Below are 20,735 nucleotides of genomic sequence, written 5' to 3' on the forward strand. Positions count from 1 at the left end.
TTATTCCCCCAATCGTTGTTCTAGTTCTCTTATCCACTCGGTTAGTTCCTGCATACCTTTCCATAAGATAGATACCATCGAGTAGTGACTGACGGATTCGCCTGTACGATTTTTGATTTCATTTGGAGTATTGTATTCCTTTCCGATGACAAACCCATATCTAAGATTAGCAACGTACTGATTCCCGCCTTCATCTTTGACTCCTGCTCTTTCGTTCTCTAAATCAGATTTCAAGTAGTAGGTATGAATTTCTCCGTATTTAATGATTTCTAGAGCATCACCGTCCCACTTATTAATCGTAGATTTCGCTTCTTCTAACGATTGATTGTCGAAATCAGAGGCTTCTACAGGGCGATATGTACCTGTAGTACCTTTTGATGTCACACGCAAAGAACCCGAACTAGATGGTCGGGTGTAAATATGGGTCCCTCCGAAAACGTCTAGCGCATCTGCTTCTACAAATCCATCAGCATACACCTTACCCTCGGTTTCAAAATCTCCGTTTTCACTGATTGTAATCGTCCTATTGCCTCCGGTGTAAAAATGAATTTCTCCAGGGTTATTGGCATCGCCAAGTCCTAAGAAATCCGCACCTGCTCCTCCTCTCGTATAACTGCCGGAATTTGAACGTATCTGAACTATCTCTCGACCGGATGAGTTATACGCACCGAAAGCTCCGTGTTCTTCACTGTCAGGAAAGTCTACGTAATATTTCCCACCTGGCGCTACACGTAGATTGCCGTCAGATTCTAAATCCCCATTGAAATAAACCTTATTAGCGTCTACCCGAAACCCTTCCATATTTTCTGTACCGCCAGAATCCGATAGTTTATAAATTTCTAGTGCATTGTTATTTGTATTGAACTCGATGTAACCCGTCGCTTTGAAAGGATTAGTTCCGCTTTCGTTTGTACTCGAAAGTTGCAACCGTAAACCTGTCGAACCTTCTTGCTCAATGTCAGGGTTATCAATTTTTAACGCAGGGGTTTCTACGGATCCACTGAATGTACCAGTTACACCTTCTAACTCCACGGTTCGGAGAAGCCCAGAAGTGACCGTACCTAAACTCGCGCTGATAGCAGCAAGATTTGAAACTTGTACATGGTTTGACTTTATGACATTAGCTTCGATTTCTGTCGTACTATCCACAATGTTGGGTCCTTGGGGACCTCGTTCTCCTCGTGGCCCCTCAGGTCCTTGAACGCCTTGAGTTCCACGATCACCAGTATCACCTTTCGGTCCTTCGGGTCCGGTATCACCGAGATCCCCTTTTGGACCTTGTGGTCCTGTTGGTCCCTCATCACCATCATCCCCTTTATCGCCTTTCGGTCCTTCAGCTCCTTGCGACCCTGTGTCACCTTTGTCACCCTCTACTTTCGACCAATTGTAGTCGTCAGGATCCGTACTTTCCGTTGCAGTCGTCTTATTCGGTGCGGTACCGATAAACTTCTTACCATCGGGAAAGTTTGACATTCCATTTCCGTCAGCATCATCAGCATAACGAATCCAGATATATCGAGGTTCACCGTCTGAACCTGGAGGACCTTCGATACCTTGGGGACCACGATCGCCTTGTTCACCTTTGTCACCTTTTGCTCCGGTGTCCCCTTGATCACCTTTATCACCTTTGATAAGTGACCAGGTGTAGTCGGAGGCATCGGATGATTCAGTCTGAGACGTTTTGTTATACGCTAAACCGATATATTCCTTACCGGAAGAGGAATCACTCATACCGCTTCCGCTGTCGTCGTCAGCGTACTTAATCCAAGTGTAGCGAGGTTCACCGTCAGAACCACTAGGTCCTTGCACGCCTTGATCGCCTTGTTCACCTTTGATCTTTGACCACGTATAGTCAGAAGAATCGCTTGACTCGGTAGGGGACATCTTATTGTAAGCCATACCAATGTAATCCTTACCGTCAGGGTCATCGCTCATATTAGTACCGGTTGAATCGTCTGCATACTTCAACCACGTAAAGTACGTTTGACCATCTTCTCCCTTAGGACCTTCGATTCCCTGGGGACCGTCCGGACCTCGATCGCCTTTTTCTCCAGGGGCGCCTTTAATCTTCGACCACGTGTAATACTCAGGATTTTCTAACTCCGTTTGATTCTCTTGGTTATAGGAGAGCCCGATGTATTCCTTATCCTCAGGATCGTCGCTGATTCCGTTCCCTTCGGCATCATCCGCATACTTTATCCACGTGTATCGAGGTTCCCCATCGGTACCCGGAGGTCCTTCGATTCCTTGATCACCTTTCTCTCCTTCAATCTTGGTCCACTTATAATCGTCAGGTTGAATGGATTCCGTAGAATCTTCATTATTATAGGAGATCCCCATATAAGGCTTACCTTCTGGCGTTTCCGCCATTCCATCGCCCTCTGCATTATCCGCGTACTTAATCCAGGTATAGAGAGTCCTCCCATTTTCACCTGGTGGCCCTTGAACGCCTTGAGGGCCTCCCGGTCCTTCTCTCCAGGTTTGTTCTTCATCATCCCATCGCTTCCACACGTCATTACCAGGTTCTGCAGTATCGATCCAGATAGCTTCTTTATCATCTGGTTCTACTGGCCCCCGGACAATTCGCTTTTCGGCATACTCGGAGGTGAATTCTTTCGATGCTTCCAAGTTCTTGCCTGCCTGTCGAATCCGCTCTTTCTCTTCTTCAGATAATTTCTCATCTGAATACTGCTTTATTAGTTCAGCTTGAACCTTAGCGTACTTGGCTGGTGCTTCTTGTTTGTCTACGCCGGCTATTTCATCGAACTTCTTTTTGATGTGATGCATAAAGCCTGGACGAGATTCTCCGAATGTAGCCTCTAACCGGAAACCACTCGGTTCATGGATCTCTGTGAACTCTAAAATCGGAGCCGTCATCTTGACGCCCCATTTTTTATTATAGACCGGCACCGTGTCACCTAAGTGAAAGTCAATTTCATACTCAAAAGGTGTTTTTATGGTGGCAAGTTCTGAAGCCGCATGTGCTTTCGTGGTTGGAGTTTGAATTTCTGCTTCTAAATAAAGTTCAGTCTTCATCTCATCCATTTTCTGTTGACCACGTTTGATTAAATTTTCTCCGTTGCTTCTATCCTCATCTTCCACGTCCCGGGCATCAATAAAGGTCTCCAGACGTTCAAGGCCAGCAGCTTCCCCAATCGTTTCAATTTCACGTTCGGCCCCTTCACCCTGTCCACCTACATAGCCAAAGTTCTTATAGTTGGAGTCACTATCGGTAAATTGTTGATTCTTAATAGTACCAAAATCCGGACTGAAAAAGACCGGGTCATGTCCTGCCGTATTACCTTTTGTGAGATCGCGACCTTCCACAACATCAAACACCCATTTCTTCTTGACCATGTCTGCGTATACAATCCACCCTAAATTTCCGGTTTTCCCGATATTCAATAACTCATCAGCAACTACCTTAAAACGGGATTCCCACTCGACATGCTCTCCCCGTCCTTGATTCTCAGCAATTTCTAAATGTTTAATTTGTCGATTAGGATCCTCAGGATTGACGAAATGTCGATTCACATAATGCTTCATCACGGTTTCGGCATCTCCACTCTTACGATCATGGGAGGTATCAGCAGGGGGGAGGGTAATCCGTTGATCCATCACTCCTTGCAGGGTCACCCCGGTGATCTTCCAATTCTCCGTCGCTTTGCCGCTCTCATCTAAAGCAATCTCACGGTGCCGAATAATGCCCACTTTACGAGTTTGCTTATCCAACATGATGAGATTCTTCTTTTGTAAGTATTCACCGCCTTCCAAGTATTGATTGACGTGTAATTCAAAGGTGCCAACTCCATAAAATTTAGGATTAAATTGGAGTGATAAATAATTATCCGTTTCAAATAACTGATCCATATATGGAGTATAGATCCGAATGGGCATTTTCACTCTGGTCACCCCCTTTATGAAATTTTGGCAATTCGCATTTTAACAGTATTTGTTTCGATCAGTTCATCATCTGTGCGGAAAATGATCGCCCAAAACTCTAATCGATCTCCTTTTTTTAGACGATCAATACCGTTAGCAATAACGAAGTTATCATTCGTAGAATTCAGTACTTTTGCCACTAGTGGAAAGCTTTCTTCTCCATTGACATGAGCAAATAGCTGCACATCCATACCCGTAGGAAAAGAATCCTGATCGAAACCAACTTGTGCCCATAGATTATAGATACCGTCTGTTTTAGCTACGAATTCCGTCGACGATTGAATTTCATCCTGTGTATCTTCTTCAATCACTCCAAACGATAATTTTCTTCTCACAGATTCTTCAAATTCAATCCCAGAACTATTTACGGTTTTTACAAAGGACTGATTTAGAAAACTAGCCGTCCCATTCTCATCAATTTCTAGAGCCCGGTAGATGTTGTGTAAAGGAATATATCCACATACCTTTTCATCTGAACGTTCATCCGTTATTTGAGATTGTTCAATAAATGATTTTCCAGCTGCAATTCTTACCTGAGCCACACTCAGTTCATGTACCGTGCTATTTCGAGTCAAATCAGGAGGCACAGGAGTATCGGCTGGAGAACCTTTTTTCACGTAAGCAAAGAACTCCATTACTTCCGGATCGTTATCAAAACGAAGGACAATTCGATCAATCCTATCTTGATCCGGATCTGCAATTTCATGTTCTAAATCCAACACGGATGTGTTCTCATACATAAACCCTTTCGCAAAAGCATAACCAGCAGCTAGCCTTGTCACCATATTTTCTTTCTCCTGGACTTCAAAATCGGCTAAGGTTTTCGTATTCGAGACACCATCCCCAATGATTTGAGCATAAAACCTAGCAAAATCTGCTGCTTGGTAAGTCACATTGTCGCCATCTAAAAAATAATTTCTTTCCATATCATCAAACTCCTATATATAAATTCCGCCATCCGATTGCTACAATCGCATCCGTTTCACCGGCATCAGCCATGTATTGGATCTCATTTTTTCCGACTTCCAGCTGTAGCATATCGTAATCTTGTTCCAGCCAACCGAAAGCATTGCTGATTCGGTCTCCATTACGATAAACTTCCACTCTTTTATGTCGGGGATGAGTATCTATGTGAAGTACCTCATCGTGCCCTAGGGCTCGATTAATTTTCATTGATTCTCCTGTAGTGAGGTTCTTAATATGAGGATTCGTAACTGGCCCTTGAATATCCATAGTAACTGAGCATGGCACATGCCCTTCATTGGATAAATCAATCGAATCTCCAGCGAGCCCAAACTGGACAGGAAAAGTGACAGGAAAATGAAACTTCCCTTCATAGGCTCGTAGTGCTCGGCTTACCTTCTGTGGTTCTCGCCAATAAGGATCATGAGCTATGAGCTCGATTAACACCTTTTGGAAAGTAGGACCGCTATTTTGTGATCCTGAAAGTATGGATGGGCTTCCTTCAGGGACAGCATTAATCTCATACACTTCTTCGTACCTTTCATACCTCAATACTCCTTCACCTAGTTTCGGATTAAATACTCTATAAAGCTTTTGTTTTAGATTAGATAATTCTCTAGGTGTCTCAGCCTGAAGTAATACCCCTATAGTTAAAGGTCTATTTTGTAGCAATGTATCTACTAACCTACTCCCGTCTTGATAAGGAGATTTTTGATCCTGAATTTCCGCCTCTACTTCTCCAAACCCTTCATAACTTTGCAATAAAAAAGAGGAAGTTCGATTAGATAATGTCGAACTTTCCCCTCTTTGATTATTAAATATAATGTCTGTAATGATCAGTCCCTCCATTCTTCTGCCATTCGCCTGGATGCTTGTCGCATTTTACGTGCAACCTCTGAAGGATTTAAGGAGTCGGCCGTATTAAAGGTTAAATACTGATTAAATTCATGTCCTCCTTTTCCAGATTCGCTACTATTAGGATAATCAAAGCCAAGTTCATCACCAACTTTACGCCAAATCGCTTGTTGACTTTGGCGTTTAGCAGGGTCATGCGAAATGACAGACTCGGCCCAGCCTCCTTCTGCTATCCATGCAAGCTGAGCCGTATCAATTCCGAACGCACCATCAGCATAACCTTCATAAGGTAATCCTTGAGCAAGAGATTTAATTCCCGGAACATTAAATACATTTCCGTAACGAGATTTGATGTAATTAATCGCAGCTGCTGCATTATGAGAAGGGTTCATAATGTCTCCCCAACCGGACTCTTTAAAGGCATCAAAAGTCGGACGAATGGTCTGCATTAGCCCCATAGACGGCGTTCCTCGCTTCCAGTTAATATCCCATTTATTTATGGTCGAAGGGCCTGTTCGACCACCCGATTCTTTCATGGCAATAGTAGTTAATGGACCTAACCAGGAGGAAGGCACACCGGTTCTGGAGATAGCTGAACTGATCCACCCTTTAACACTTCCAGGCGCATTGCCATCAATCGAACCGAAATCCTCAACTTTACTTTTAAGGAATCCTTTTAGTCCTTCTTTCGCTTTTGAAAAAGCACCTTTTCCAAATCCCTCGAAAGCCCCTGGCATTTCCGGAGTTTCAACTCCAAACAATTCTAACGCCTTATTAAACAATTTCGATGGGTCTGAAACGTAGTCCCACACATCTACTGCCTTATCTTTCACTTTGCCGGCAACATTCTTAGTACCTTCCCAAGCTTTTTTAAGGGTACCAACTCCCCAGGCATACGCTGGTACGGACTCGAGGTATTCTCTAGTATCTTTAGCCGAAAGGACGCTCGTTCCTTTGGGTAGATTCATTAAAGTATTTGAGTCCGGAGATAAACTCACTTGGCCATCCGGTGTCTGAATCAGTTCCGATCCAGCATTTGACCCTTTTCCGTCACCAACCATAGCCGGACCACCAGGATGCCCTTTGGTTCCCTGTGCATACTGAGGCACTTCCCACTTCGGAACGCTTGATTCCACACCAACTTTATCCAAAACCCAGTTCACACCACCAATGACACCGTTGACTCCTTTCCCTAAAGTACGAGCCATGGCATTGATGACCTTCGTAATTCCACCCTGGACTTTGCTGGCCATGTTACCGATGCCGGCACCAATCATTCCCGGTAACTTTTTTGCTCTAGAAACAATATCGTCAAATCGACCCTTCACAGAATCATAGATATTCTTAAAAATGCTTTTCGTGGTTGAATATACGCTGTTCCATGTTTCTTTAACTCTATTAAAAATATTGGAGACTCGCCCAGATATGAAATCACTGACCGTATTCCAGATTCCTTTCAGGAAATCCCAGACAGAATTGAATACGCTTTTTGTCGTATCGTAAATACGCCGGAACCCCTTTGAGAATCCGTTAAACAAGGAATCTAATACGCCTCCAATAAACTTTATAACCTTGTTCCAAATGGATTGTAAGAAACTCCAAACTCCTTGAAAAGTCTTCGTTGTGTTTGTAGAAATGACCTTCCAACCCGCCGAAAACACAGTACGTAAGGTTGAAACGGTGCCTCGAACTAAGGTAACCACACTACTCCAAGTATCTTTTAAAAACGTCCAGATGGATGTGAAGACTTTCGATGTGGCGCTTGAGATCGTCGACCAAGCCGCTCTTACATGATTAAGCGCCGACGTAGCATTTCCTTTAAATAAAGAAACCACCGCTTGCCACATGGAGGCGAAACTTGAACGAAAAGCTAAAATGAAGGCCTTAGCCCCTCCGAGAATTTTCCCGAAGAACGTGAGTTGTACAAAGTTCCAAATAAACTCTACGGCACCAAAAAACAGTTGTTTAACGCCTTCCCACATCTTAGAAAAATCACCGGTGAACAATCCTGTAAAAGTTTTTACCAATCCCATGATGATGTTTAAGGCGCCATTTATAACTCCTTGAATATTGCCCCATATGCTTTTTATGATGCCAAGTACCAAAGGCATGACAAATTGGATCACCGTCATAATCCCGTTAAATGCATTTTCAGCTGCAGCAAGGATTTGTGACCCGTTTGTATTCCAGAATTCAGTTATTTTTTGAACTTGTCCACCAATAAAAGAAACGATACTGATTAAAGCCGGCTTGACCACAGGCCACACATTAATAAGAGCTTCCTTTACTGCTTGGTACACTTGCTTTAGTACGGGTATCGCGTTGTCCCGAATTTTTGACAAGGATTCTTGTAAGAGTTTCATCCCATCAATTGCAGGTTTGAAGTTATCTGCCTTCAATCCATATTTTTTGAGTATGTCTGTGGCGCTATCACCGCTAAACAAATCTCCGATCACATCTTTAGCAACACCTGCCCACTCAGCTACTTTGTTGATACCTGAGTTCACAGCTGGCATAATCTTGTCTTGCAAAGGAACTAAAACATCTACCTGGAACGATTTCCCCATCCCTTTAAGTGCTTCTCCAACCGTGTCATATTTCACTTCGCTCATGGACTCTAAAGTATTCGCCGTTTTATCCGCCTGGCCTTCAATATCCCCAAGGGCTAAAACCGCTTCTACGCCTACGTCTTCTGCCAGGGTTCCAAATAAACCAACAGCTGCCTGTTCTTGTTCACTGGCACTTCCTATCCCATGAATAGCCTCGGTTACCTGTTGGAAGGCTTCTCGACCATCCTCCCCGCCTTTATCAAACTTAGTCATAATCTCGTCGGCATTGAGTCCAGCAGTCTGAAGAGCATCTCTTGTAGTATCTGAACCATCCTTAATACGAGTAGAAAATTCATTGACTGCATCAGCAGCCACATCCGTATTTCGTGCGCCAGACTCTACAGAATTACTAATCATATTCATGGCTTCTTCCCCATTAAAACCTAAGTCGGAAAAGGCCCCACTATATTCATTGAACGTTTCTAGTAAATCATCGGCAGTACTTCCTAATTCTTGTCTTCCTTGGGCCAAAACAGTAAAAGCTTCCTCTGATGAATATTCAAACTCCGTCATCATCACTCGCACAGCTTTCATGCTTTCATCTACTTCCCAATCAAAGGAGTCTCGCAGCATGATCGCGTTCTGTGTAGCAAGCTCTAGCTCTTTCCCTGTTAGCTTGGTAGCCGATCTTACAGTTCCCATAGCTTTACCTATATCATCAAAAGATTCGCCGAAATTGTTCTTGTAGATATTAAGTAAAGAACCTTCCATCTCTTCCATTTCATCCGATGTAGCCCCTGTATCCGACTCTAAATTGTTGAGTGCCCCTTTAAGTTCGTCACCACCTCTGACCAGCCCAACGAACCCTGCAACAAGAGCAGTTACACCCCCTGCTGCAAGTAATGCTTTTCCTTTCATGGAACCCATAGCTGCACCTACGGCAGCCATACCCCCAACATTCTCTTCACTGCCAACTTGTCCTAAATCATTATCAAGACCTTCTACGTCCTCATTAAGCTCATCTAATCCTGTGTCTTTTCCAAGGTTTTTCAAATCGTCCTCTAAACCACTCACTGATTTTTCCACCTGATTAATAGCCTGCCGACCCTCCGAGCTTAAATCACTAAAGCTACCGCTCGACTCATTAATAGATGAACGAAGCTCGGCCATAGATGATTCGCTGACCTTACCTGTTTCCTTCAAATCTTTTTGAGTTTCGTCAATTGCTTTATTAAGCCCTTTAAAGACCTTCGGATCATCCGAGCGTTTCAATTCTTTTTTCAATGTTTCCGTTTCTTTAATCAGTTTTTTATAACTATTATTGGCTTCAGAAACAGCTTTGTCGGTGGTAGGACCCAGACCTTTAATTTCTTTCCGAACATCCTTCATGGTGCTCTTAAAACTTTTAGCGGTAGCTGAAAACTTAGTGCGGAGCTCTCGAATAGTGTTGGACACGTTTTACCCTCCCTTCTGCTGTTGCTGTATTCGTTTCAATCGCTCAAAGTCCCAGTCATAGACTTTAGCTGGCCCGTATTGTTCACTTGGCTTCACTTTGTCTTTAGGCTTGATCACGTTATGAAAATCTTCACGTGCTTTCTGAAGTCTTGGCGGTTCCTTCCCTTCTGGACGTTGCGAATAAATCATTGATAGGTAATTTAGCCACATGCGATGCTGCTCTTTTTCGCTCTCTGTTTCTTCTTGCTGCAGCTCCATGTCCATAAATTTAAGAAGCTCTACTGCTTTGCCACGAACGACTTCTTCGCGCCCGCCTAAATGCTTTGAAAGTTTGAATATAAATGCTTCGCTTAAGCTTGCGCTTTCTTCGCCACCGGTTTCTCGGTCGCCTTGCGCCTGAGATTGACGAACGTCATTTTGGCCTTGGTTGCGGCTAAAGACTTTTTTGCGCGTTTCCACAATCGCTCTAGATCATTTTCATCAATGACAGCATCGTAAATATCTAGGACGTCCAGCACCTTCTGCTTTTGAAGAGTATGGGTCTCAATTCCGCTTAAGACGGAAAGGAGCTTCACCCCTTTTGCCGGCATGTGTACTGCAATCGTTTCAAATGAATTAATGAGGTTGCTGATAAAATGTTGGTCTTGAATTTCAATTACTTCGTCGTCCGCCTCAGAAGATTCTTCCAAGAATAAGTCTCTAAACAACTGTTTAAGAGATTCATCTTCTTGAACCTGAACAAAAATCTCTTTAATTACTTTCATCATTTGTTCGAATTGAAGAAGATCAATGTCTTCAATTTCATGTTGTTCTTTCTTAACGGTACCGTCTTCCTCTTTCACTTTTAACGTTACTTGTGTCGCCATTAGGCTTCCTCCTTAGATAAAAAAAGAGAGAGCTGAACCGCCCCCTCTTTTGAAAAATATATTTTTTATGCTGCCTCTTCTTCTTCATTAGGATCATTCGGTCCTACATAGAAGAAGTTACCTGGTTTGCTTGCATCCATATTGTCTCTAGGGTACATCGTGAACTCAATCGGAATGTTCCCTTGCTCGTTGGCAAAGGAACGAGTGAATTCCCCATTAGAAGCCATTTTATAGACAACAATATCCATGCTGTCGTCATCCCCCATAACACGGGGATGAATGCGGATTTTCTGAGCTTTGCTACGCATAGATGTTCCGATCTTTGCATCCATCAACCCTGTAGCATCTCCAGAACTAGAATCCGTAATTTCTTCTACATAACTCATCGCAAGTTTTAAATTTTCAATGGTTTGTTGAGCCGCTGACATGGATACCGATCCTTCATATCCGGTAATCCGTTGGTCATATACAGACTCACCAAAATCAGCTACGTTGATATCTTGAAGGATGGGAGTAAAGGTTAATTCTCCCCCTTCAAATTGAAACTCATTCTTTCCGTCAAACTTAATTTCGTCTGAACCCTCACCCACTATGATATCGGCTAAACCAAAAGGTATTTTTTCTGGATCAAGTGACATGGGTTGATTCCTCCTTTATTTCTTGAAGAGTAACATCAAAATTGATGCTGTATTCCATTAATTCATTATTCACCCCTACAGGGATAGGGTCGGATGCAGCTGCAATAAAAAAAACGTGATAGTTTTTCGTTTCAATCACGTTTCCTTGCGTATCATATAATTCAATTTTTGAAGTGAAATTGCCTTTACGATGCAATGCTTGATATACCTGTTCAGCTGCAGTTTGCGCATAGGACCAATCCGAAGAACGAATATAAACCATGTAAGAAGGAAAGCGCATTTCCGTCTCATAAGGATCGGGACGCCTTCCACCTTCATTATATACCGTTCCTGTGTAATCATCGGCTGTATAAAAATCGACGGTCCATTCAAGGTCAGGTATGGCTTCTTCTAATTCTTTTCGCAGATAATCCTGGATCATTTTTTCTCACCAAGTGTTCGATCTAAGATTCGTTCGTTCATGTTGTAATAATCATTCTCTGTTGCTTTAATGGCATTCTCCAAGAACTTCCTCCCTGGCCGATACCCTCTCCAGTCTGGCTTTCTCAGTGTTTTCCGACCACGGCCGTTCAGATAATATTTTTTAAACTTGGATCCATTCTCATATTTGTCGTGAGTGCCAGGTCGGTAAGGAGCTTCATGTCGTACTAAAGCGTGTTCCGCATTGGCTCCCCCTTCTACAGAAACACTATCCGCTTCTACTTCTGCTGGATTAAAACGAATCGTTTCTTCCAGATCACCATCATCACGATGAGCCAATGCTTTGGCCCCTTCTTCGACCAATAAGCCATATTTAGTGTACTCTTCGACCAGAATCTCTTCGAACTCTTCTTCCATCTTTTCAAACTCTTCATCAAGCTCGACAAGACCCTCCCATTCGATCTCTAACAGGTTATCGCTCTTGGCCATTTTCTCACCTTCTAATTCTGTGCAGGAGTCTTGTTCATATAGACCTTGCGAAAATAAACAATAGTGCCACCATAGTTGAGTACTTCCTCAATTCCTTCGACTGGTCCTTTAATGACTTTTCCAAAACGATTGGTCCACTCGATCGTATAATCATCTTCAATTTCAGTTTCAGGTGGAAGATCGATCACTAAAAAAGAATCATTCGCAGTAGCTTCATTGTTACGAGTCACTTTGGCGGTATACTGGACTCTAGCATCGGTAGACTTCCTTTCCGTAATCGGACGACCATGCTTGTCTTTTATCGTTTGACCTTCATCATCAACGGTTGGCACAAGTAAGGTTATGGTATCGTTCATCGGCGGTTTTGGCATTAAAATAACCTCCCGACTGCAGCACCGGTCTTTTTGGAGACTTGCTGCTTTTCAATCAAGGCAACTACTTCAGGAGAGATGTTATTTCCTTCAAAACTAAAACTCATACCAGAAAGGCCCATAGATTTCACACCATGCCTTTTAAATTTAGAGAATTCTTCGCTCTCTCCTTCGACAAGATAAATAGATTGTAACGCTACAGCTTCCGTAGAAAGGAGATCTTCATCATAGTGTCGTTTTAACATCTCCTTAGAAGTAAAAACAACTCGTTCCCGGTCTTCTTCATCTAGAGTGGTATACACATCGGTATAGTGTAATTTGTGCAAATATTCATCTACTTCCGCAAACTCCATATCATCACCTGCTTACTGTTTATCTAAAATATAGGCAATTCGTTTTTCCTCATTTGTGAGCTCTTCCAAATCACCTTCAAGGTCAGCCACTAAATCTTTTTGTTCTTCCGCTGAGAGTTTCTTTAAAGACGTTTCCGTATGTTTATTACTTCCGTCGTCACCCTCCGTATTTGAAGAAGAGCTCGGTGCGTCTTTGACTTTGTCCCCTAATCTCGCTGCCTGCTCCTCCGTTATTTCAATTTCACGCCCAGGAGAAACTACTTTTCCGTCTTTAACTAAATAATTGTTCGCTATAAATGTTGGCATAATCATGTCCTCCCTATAATTTTTCTTTTAAAAAAGCAAAGCCTAGCAGGACTTTGCTTTAAGAGACATCTAATATAACAATAGACTGTGGTTTTGCAAGGGCTGGAAAGACGGTCTCACCAATAAAGACTGCCTGGCTTGGCGGATTGCTATCTTTGATTTCAGTCACTGAGTAAATACCGGATTGATAGTCTTTCTCTACTGTAGGTCCCAGATACGTTCTCCCTAAGTTTTCTCCAAGAAGCACCACTTTGTCGTCTTCAAGCAACTGTACTTCCCCATCCCCATAAAGATCCACCACATCATCGTTAATAGCATATGGCGGCAATCCTAAGGCACTAAATACGTTTTGAATATCATTCTTAGTAAGAAGGCGTTGGCCATTTTCGGTTCCATAGACTTGTACACGAATTTGTTCATTTTGTAGAAGATTAGCTTCCGTCGTACTTGTCATATGCATCACCACAGGCTTGCGGTTTTTATTCGCCTTCTTATATTGCTTAACCGCTGCTTGAATATCGGATAGGGGCGTGGATGATGAATCACTCCAGGCTGTTGTAACAGTCAATTTATTTTCAGATGGGATGTTGTAATCCACTTCTATGTGAATGTCGTTCTCATCATCATCATACTTCAACTGTCCCTTATAAACAGCTTGCGCACGCATGTATTCTTCGATGTCATAAACCCCTTGGATCAAATCATCTGTCGTGTCATAAACGTAATCAACAGCCTGCGCTTTTTCTTCTTCATCACGTGGACGGTTAAAGCGAAGCAGCTCTTCTTCATCTAACCGGGTTCCGTGTTGAACTTTGGCCACTGTTCCGAACGCTTTCTCCAGTTGCTTTTTATCACGTAATGGAGCTGAAGCATTAAATCCAGTAATGGATGCGGCCTGGCCGTATTTCCCATTAATCACTCCATACGAGAAATTAATGTCTTTTGTATTTTTATTAGGAAGGATAGATCGTAATAAATAGTCCTTCGCTCGAGGGACATTTTCCACATATCCCTGGAATTCTTCTCCCTGAAATTCTTTTAAATGCAATGGCATAGCTTTGTTCCTCCTTCATTAGATCCATTAAATATCAAAAACAATACGGCCTTTCGTAGCCTCTTTAAACTTGCTGTTCACGTTCGTGCAGCGTGATTCGACTGGATGGCCTGCAGCTAACAAACCGACAATAGGGTTTTGGCCAGAGCGTACTTTTACATCATGCATTGTTAGACCGGCACTCTTAGCATCTGCAGAGGTTCCTGTATCTGCGTCAGTATCCCATGGTTTAAAAAGACCACTATCTTCATCTAGAAAAACAGCGGTCCCCGCTTTTACAAACTCTCCATCTGGAAATTCAGCAGCATCTAACGTAGCTCCGGCTGTTTTCACTTCCATTCCTTGCGTGTTACGTAAAAACTCTTTCTGACCTACGATTTGTTCTGTACGAGGTTGTAAATTCATTATTCAGCGTCCTCCTTCTTATGACGGTTTTTGGCTCGTTCAGCCCCTTTGGCAAACCGGTCTTCCTTTTTCGTTTTCTTATTATTTTTCTGACGAGAGCCCGGACGGTAGGCGGTTTTCCTCTTACGTATAAGCTCGTCCTCTTCCTCGTCTTCCTCATCATCTTGTTCTCCAAGATACTCAGGGAACTCTTCTTCTAATTCTTCATATAATTCGTCAAGGTTTTCTGGATCCCCCTCATCATCCAGTTCAATATCATCCACGTTGATCAGACGAGACAATAATTTTGGATTGACTTGGTTATCGACCGCAAACTCCTTGACCATGGCGTTCTTTTCTCTACGTTCCGCACGTAGGAGGCGCTTTTCTTTTTCCTTATTCTCATTACGAAGGGTTTCTAACTCTTCTTCTTCGTCGTCTTCCTCGTCCTGCTTTTCTTTCTTTTTGCCTGCCTGTTCTTTGAGTCGGCGATACTCCTCCGGATCCACATCTTTATATTTCTTCATGCGCTTCCCAAGTTGTTCTTTCATCTTCTTCTGATATTGCCTTTTGAAGCGTTTGTCCTTTAGTAACTCATCTATATCAGGTTCATCGTCCGCATCATCCTCATCAGAATCATCATCGCTGCCCTCGTCGTCTACGTCGTCACCTGAATCATCGTCGGGATCGTCTTCCTCTTTTTCTCTCGCAAAGAATTGTAAGTCTAGCTTTAGAGGCTTATACTTTCTCTCTTCCATCGGCGCTGAAAGGGGGCGCATGATACTTTCAATTAATAAAATTAACCAAACATAAATAGCTTTGAACATCTCGTTCTCCTTTCCTCTGCGTTTTGGTAGCAGGAACCTTAACTCATGCAGTTTAACGCCGCCATGCATGGTTATGGGCATAATAAAAACGCCTACGATAAGGCGCTTGCTTGTTGAGCTATACTTTTGTATTGATGCTGCAATTCTTGAAATTTAGGAGAGTTCTGTCGCTTCATTCTCCTGAAGGCCCCTAATGTTTTTGGAGCTTCAGCACCAAGAGCCATTTGGTACCTGGCAAATTGCTTTTTCTCCTCGTTCGCTTTTCTACGAATATTCTGCTCCTTGTCGTAGGCTTTTTTTTGAGCAGGAGTTCGAGTATCTTTTTCAGGGTTAAAGTTTGCCCACTTCTCTTTGACCGCTTGAACTTCTTCATCAGATTTGTAATCAATGACGTAGGGTCTTGCACTATCCTCGCAATTGGGATGATAAGGTGGAAGTGGAACATCATCCGTGGAAGGAAAGCCTTCGTGGTCCCCAGTCAAACTAACGACCATCCCCTGATACTTTTTACAGATATGACATGTGGGTGTGGTTCCTTGGATAATGACTAAACCCACATCGTTTTCTTGATACCGATTGGTAGATCCTTTAACGGACGCCTGCCTCATCTTTGTTTTAGTGATAGTGCTTGCATAGAAATCTAACGGCAACTTTTTGCCATCTACCGTTGTAAAAGACGTTAAACCATTTTTGGAGAAGGAATCCATAACTTTCTTAGATAGCACTTTGTTATGATTACCACGAATGAGTCCTTCAGCAATATCAGCTTTTACAGAATTTAGAGCGTCGTTTATCGATACTTTAGAATTATTTTTAGCAGTACGTAGAGCCGCTTTGAAATCCAGCAGCGTTTCTTCTACCACCTCTTCCAAAGCTTCCATATGGATGGGGCGTTGAAAAGCTTTGGCCACCTGACCTTCAGAAGTCAGTGCAAGTGTTTTCTCCACTTCAATCCCCGATTCATTAAGCCATTCCGTAGCTTCATCTACTCCACCAAAATAATTGAGAATTGCTAATTCCGGAATTATCTCCTCGAGTTCAACACCGAATTGGTCTAAGATTGAACCAATCTGTTCAATTAAGGCTTGAGCTTTATCCTCTTTTTCTAACTCCTCGGCTTCGGCTACTTTTTGAATAATATCCTGGACCACATTTGAAATGTACTTTAAGAGCTCGTCGTTATTCATTAGCAGGCTCCTCTACTGGATCTCCGTTACCATCCCGATTATCCATAAAGTTCATAAGATTACTTCTGCCACCAACTAGGGAGCTCGTATCATCACTTTGCTGTTCTTCTTCAATACGGGTTACTTCTTCCTGGATCCACTCGTCAGAAGCGTGGGGATTGTTCCGCCTAACTGTAGTTTCTAATGATTGAGTGCCATCTACGTACCCTTTGTTATTTTCTTCAATGAGCTCTTTACGACTGATCGGAATCATGGACTTAATAGAGATCTCCGGCTCTTCCACAAGAATGGAAGGATCCTCATCATGAGCCAACCATAAACAGTTCTCAAATAACTGCTGCAGGAAGTAAATATATTCTCCTTGAATCTGTTCGGCTTTTACAATGGAGATGAATAAATCATAAAACTTGGCCACTCCGGTTTGTGCGGCTCCGCTTCCTTCATCCATGTAGAAATCAACGGCTTTTTCTGAGGTCTTCGTTTCCACAAACATCATCTTCATGAGGTCTTTCACCCACTGGATATCCCCGATCCTTGTAATGTCTATCTGAATCACTTCCATAGCCTTGCCGTTATCGTCGAGAGTGGTTATTTCTAAATCTCGATGATCAATTTTATTTTCGTCTCCATAACGCTGATGCGCCCGGTCCTGAAGGGCTTGAAAGATTTCTTTAGATACTGCTAATCGCGGTTTCCCGTTACGTTCAAAGGTGATAGCATTTCGAGTCAGGGTCCAGTTAATCTCATCTTGTTTAGCCTCCTGACCCTTTAAGCAAGATACACCTAAAGGATGATTAAATGTTTTCTCATTTGGCCAGTACACAATAAAAGGACGAGTCCGGCCCTTGTAGAAAGTCTCGAGTTCATTCAAACCTAAGAGCGTTTTGGATTGAGCCTCGTCTACTTTTTCTGTTCGGCTGCCTCCCACAATCCGGTATAGACTATGGGTACCTCGAAGCCCTTCCTTCTCCACTCTCTCTCGATAGACGTGAAGGTAATCCTTCTCATCAAATTCACGTTGATAGGCTAAGTCCGCTCCAAGTCCATCTTCATGGGGATAGTAAACATCACGCTGCTTAAAATCAATGCGCAACCCTCTTTCATCATTCCACGGCACCCCCACCAATCCACCATCAACTTGCTGCTGAACAACATTGCTCCAATGTTCGAATTCAAGCATGGTGTTCTTCTCTACCTGCTCAATGATTTTCTGTTGAGGGTCTTCTATAGTTTCATTTTCAGGCGCATCCAGTTGCTCATCGGTTTTCTTACCGGCTGGTTCCTCTGACTTACGACTCGAAGTAATCCGTCCGATCGACCGAGTCACCAACATCGCCGGAATTTCAGGGATAAGCTTTGAGATATTCGCTACTATATAAGGGGTTTGAACGTTTTGAGCTTTCAATGCCCCTTCTAAGATGTTATCTACAATTTCTCCTTTATCAATCAGGTCCTTGGCTCTCGAAAAAATAGTGGAATGCTTCCCTTCATAGAGATCCCGGTAATAAAACACTTTATCGTGTGATTTTTCTATCACGGACTTATCCCACTTCGTCCAGTTAATTGTCATGTCATCACCTGCCTTTTAAACAAATTAAAAACACCTATTCGGTGTCGTAATAGATTGAAATATTCACTTTGCCGTTCGTGTCTAACTCTAACTATTTCACGCCGTTATTCTCTTCTTTGGTAAAGTGTCCATTAAGGAAGTTACTAAATTCGCCTGCTGCCTTCTCAGCTTCTTCTAATGTCCTGAACTCATGAAGGTTAATCTCCAGTTCTGCTCCTAATTTCAATGCTTTTTTTACTGCTTCAATCATATCCATGGGGACACCCCTTTCACTATTCAATAGATGCTTAACCTCTTCATGCACAGAAGGTAACCGTTTCCCTGTTCCTCATTACCACGCGTTGGATCCACTAATTCCAGCTTTCGGTGCAAAAAGGATGGTTTGTACAAAATAACGATCACTATCAAGACAATGATCAAATTGCTTAATCGGCTTATCCTCTCCACGCTCCGATGCTTTCTTATCCCAAGTATAGGAAGAAAACTCTCTAAATGTTTCTTTGCAGCAGTCGTTGTACAAAATCATCATTTCACTTAAAGCGGTTTGAAAATTACGTATGCCATCCAGGACCGCATTATCAGCTTTAATGACATAAAAGCGATCTTTCTCTAACTGAGCAATTAAACTAGCAGCAGATGGATCTACAATGACCGCTTTAACCCGAATGCCTTTAGTGAATTGTTTTAAATCCTTACTGTACTCAACATCTGTTTTTTGTTTTCCAGCATTCCTTCCATCATGAAAGTATTCCTTCACCTTGTACCATGTTTTCTGATACTTCCCCCACAATCCAAACGTTGTGGGATTCTGGGTACCATAGTCTATAGAAACATAAAAATCAGTGTATTTACGATCAATGCTATCAACTATATGCCCCGACCCTTTTTCATTGCTGAACATGTCATAAATAATACCTTCAGCCAGGACCCACAAACCTAAAATAAATCGTTTGTAGAAAACTCCTGTAAACATCCTTTTATAACGATTGATTACTCTTGCAGATAGAGAAGGATTATCATCCATCGTGAAATGTAATCGAATTAAATTTTTTGTTTTCAAATCATCAATGTATTTCTCTTTAAACCAATGATAAGGACTTGCCGGATTACAGTTATACCAATACTTTGACCCATCGACAGAACAACGAGCTTCGGCTTGGCTAACAAACGACTCAGGCATTAAAGCTACTTCATCAAAGAACATGCCGGCGAGAGTAATCCCTTGAATCAAGTCTTGTGAGCTTTCATCCTTCCCACCAAATATATAAAAATAATTCGTATGGCCTCTGTGGGAAACGGTTAGATAGTTATCAGCTCGGTGGTCTTTTACTCGATATCCCCTGGATTTTAACATCCTTTTTAAGGGAGTAATCACGTTTCTTCTTAGGGCCCCGATAGTCTTTCCTGACAAACCAAGATTCTCTTCATGAAAAGTATCCATGCCCCACATCACATAGGAGAGAGACATAACAACCGTTTTACCAGCTCGCACAGAACCATCACATATAATACCGTCTTTATCTTGGACCGGCGATTTGGGATGCCACCAGGTTAAGATCATTTTTTGTTTTTTTGAAAAGGGCTTGAATCTAAATAACGCGGGTTTAAGTTTCTTCGGTGCCTCCATCGTCTCTATCATCTTTCCACACCTCCACCGCATCACCTAACGCTTCAATAAACCCATCGTCCTCATAGTCACCTTCGTCGATATTTGCTTTAGATTTTTCCAGATATAGTTTCTCTTGGTCCATAAATTTCTTGTGTTCAAAGCCATATTCAATATCATGCTTCAGTTTTATCGCTTTGACTTTCTGGTTCTGAACTCGAGTTAGGGCGTCTTCTACTTTTAAAACATCATCAATTTTCCGGTACTCTCGTTCTTCTACTTGCTTTGTAACTAACTCATCTTTTTTCCTAGTGACGATTTTCATCTTACCTGTTTTCTCGTCATGTACTTCAATAGGGTCTTTTACGGACTGTAGTTGCTGGAGTACCTTTTTCTCTTTTTGAGTCAGCCCTTCCATCACTTCCGAGATTCGCTTCAACATTCGCCGCTCTCGAATAGAGAGAACTTTTATATTTTCTTCGATCTGCATCAAAGGCGTTGTATCAATAGAATAAAAAAGAGAACGTTCCTCATCGGTTAGGACGTCCTCGTAGATTGATTCATATTCACCGGTAGTAACCGCGTTCCTGTTGCCAGGCGGGGCGGCCCCTCCCTTATTTCCGATAGCATTTTGATTTCCTTTTGGAGCACCGTGTCGTTTAGGAGCGCTCCTTTTCGATTTAAGAGCGCTCCTTTTGTTTTCGTTATCCCATTTGTCTGTGGCTTTCCATTTTCGAATGGTGCTGCTGGAGACTTTATATTTCTCAGCCAGGTCGACTAACTTTATCTCACCCTTGCTTTTTAACCAGTCCTTCTTTGCTTTATCTCGTCTTGGATCGCGTGGCCGCGGCATTACATCATCCCCCACCCCCAGGCAAGAATTACGTTTGTGTTTGTTTT

Annotated in this window: 20 protein-coding genes; all 20 read right to left on the reverse strand. The window is 42.6% G+C overall.

Going from position 1 to position 20,735, the window contains the following annotated elements:
• On the reverse strand, window positions 1-3,897 hold the full coding sequence (locus LF822_RS06475) for a Gp37-like protein (protein WP_253923488.1): 3,897 nt from the start codon (window positions 3,895-3,897) through the stop codon (window positions 1-3).
• A gap of 20 nt (window positions 3,898-3,917) precedes the next feature.
• Complete coding sequence (locus LF822_RS06480; protein ID WP_253923108.1) at window positions 3,918-4,868, reverse strand: hypothetical protein; 951 nt, start codon at window positions 4,866-4,868, stop codon at window positions 3,918-3,920.
• A 4-nt stretch (window positions 4,869-4,872) separates the two neighbouring features.
• Window positions 4,873-5,754, reverse strand: a complete 882-nt coding sequence (locus LF822_RS06485; protein WP_253923109.1) for a phage tail family protein — start codon at window positions 5,752-5,754, stop codon at window positions 4,873-4,875.
• Window positions 5,742-9,764, reverse strand: coding sequence for a phage tail tape measure protein (locus LF822_RS06490; protein ID WP_253923110.1), 4,023 nt, complete (start codon window positions 9,762-9,764; stop codon window positions 5,742-5,744). The genes LF822_RS06485 and LF822_RS06490 overlap by 13 nt, the downstream gene beginning before the upstream one ends.
• A gap of 3 nt (window positions 9,765-9,767) precedes the next feature.
• Window positions 9,768-10,223: a hypothetical protein gene (locus LF822_RS06495; RefSeq protein ID WP_253923111.1), complete on the reverse strand. Its 456-nt coding sequence runs from the start codon at window positions 10,221-10,223 to the stop codon at window positions 9,768-9,770.
• Window positions 10,115-10,630, reverse strand: a complete 516-nt coding sequence (locus LF822_RS06500; RefSeq protein WP_253923112.1) for a hypothetical protein — start codon at window positions 10,628-10,630, stop codon at window positions 10,115-10,117. Before LF822_RS06500 ends, LF822_RS06495 begins: the two co-directional genes overlap by 109 nt.
• A gap of 65 nt (window positions 10,631-10,695) precedes the next feature.
• On the reverse strand, window positions 10,696-11,268 hold the full coding sequence (locus LF822_RS06505; RefSeq protein WP_253923113.1) for a hypothetical protein: 573 nt from the start codon (window positions 11,266-11,268) through the stop codon (window positions 10,696-10,698).
• Window positions 11,258-11,689 (reverse strand): minor capsid protein, encoded by a 432-nt coding sequence (locus tag LF822_RS06510; protein WP_253923114.1) that lies wholly within the window; start codon window positions 11,687-11,689, stop codon window positions 11,258-11,260. Before LF822_RS06510 ends, LF822_RS06505 begins: the two co-directional genes overlap by 11 nt.
• Entirely contained in the window at window positions 11,686-12,177 is a 492-nt protein-coding gene (locus LF822_RS06515; RefSeq protein WP_253923115.1) for an HK97 gp10 family phage protein, read from the reverse strand. The genes LF822_RS06510 and LF822_RS06515 overlap by 4 nt, the downstream gene beginning before the upstream one ends.
• A gap of 11 nt (window positions 12,178-12,188) precedes the next feature.
• Window positions 12,189-12,548 (reverse strand): hypothetical protein, encoded by a 360-nt coding sequence (locus LF822_RS06520; protein ID WP_253923116.1) that lies wholly within the window; start codon window positions 12,546-12,548, stop codon window positions 12,189-12,191.
• Window positions 12,548-12,901 (reverse strand): hypothetical protein, encoded by a 354-nt coding sequence (locus tag LF822_RS06525; RefSeq protein WP_253923117.1) that lies wholly within the window; start codon window positions 12,899-12,901, stop codon window positions 12,548-12,550. Before LF822_RS06525 ends, LF822_RS06520 begins: the two co-directional genes overlap by 1 nt.
• 12 nt (window positions 12,902-12,913) lie before the next feature.
• Window positions 12,914-13,207, reverse strand: coding sequence for a hypothetical protein (locus LF822_RS06530; protein WP_253923118.1), 294 nt, complete (start codon window positions 13,205-13,207; stop codon window positions 12,914-12,916).
• A gap of 58 nt (window positions 13,208-13,265) precedes the next feature.
• Window positions 13,266-14,261, reverse strand: coding sequence for a major capsid protein (locus LF822_RS06535; RefSeq protein WP_253923119.1), 996 nt, complete (start codon window positions 14,259-14,261; stop codon window positions 13,266-13,268).
• 27 nt (window positions 14,262-14,288) lie between these two features.
• Window positions 14,289-14,666, reverse strand: coding sequence for a hypothetical protein (locus LF822_RS06540; RefSeq protein WP_253923120.1), 378 nt, complete (start codon window positions 14,664-14,666; stop codon window positions 14,289-14,291).
• Complete coding sequence (locus tag LF822_RS06545; protein ID WP_253923121.1) at window positions 14,666-15,472, reverse strand: hypothetical protein; 807 nt, start codon at window positions 15,470-15,472, stop codon at window positions 14,666-14,668. Before LF822_RS06545 ends, LF822_RS06540 begins: the two co-directional genes overlap by 1 nt.
• A 92-nt stretch (window positions 15,473-15,564) precedes the next feature.
• Complete coding sequence (locus tag LF822_RS06550) at window positions 15,565-16,659, reverse strand: phage minor capsid protein (RefSeq protein ID WP_253923122.1); 1,095 nt, start codon at window positions 16,657-16,659, stop codon at window positions 15,565-15,567.
• The gene (locus LF822_RS06555; RefSeq protein WP_253923123.1) at window positions 16,652-18,229 is read right to left on the reverse strand and encodes a hypothetical protein; all 1,578 of its coding nucleotides are present in this window, start codon (window positions 18,227-18,229) and stop codon (window positions 16,652-16,654) included. Before LF822_RS06555 ends, LF822_RS06550 begins: the two co-directional genes overlap by 8 nt.
• A gap of 91 nt (window positions 18,230-18,320) precedes the next feature.
• Window positions 18,321-18,485, reverse strand: coding sequence for a hypothetical protein (locus LF822_RS06560; RefSeq protein WP_253923124.1), 165 nt, complete (start codon window positions 18,483-18,485; stop codon window positions 18,321-18,323).
• Between the two features lie 75 nt (window positions 18,486-18,560).
• Window positions 18,561-19,868: a PBSX family phage terminase large subunit gene (locus LF822_RS06565; protein ID WP_253923125.1), complete on the reverse strand. Its 1,308-nt coding sequence runs from the start codon at window positions 19,866-19,868 to the stop codon at window positions 18,561-18,563.
• Entirely contained in the window at window positions 19,834-20,688 is an 855-nt protein-coding gene (terS, locus tag LF822_RS06570) for a phage terminase small subunit (RefSeq protein WP_253923126.1), read from the reverse strand. The genes LF822_RS06565 and terS overlap by 35 nt, the downstream gene beginning before the upstream one ends.
• Between the last annotated feature and the right edge of the window lie 47 nt (window positions 20,689-20,735).

Source organism: Halobacillus sp. A5 (assembly GCF_024189315.1).
Lineage (GTDB): Bacteria > Bacillota > Bacilli > Bacillales > Halobacillaceae > Halobacillus_A.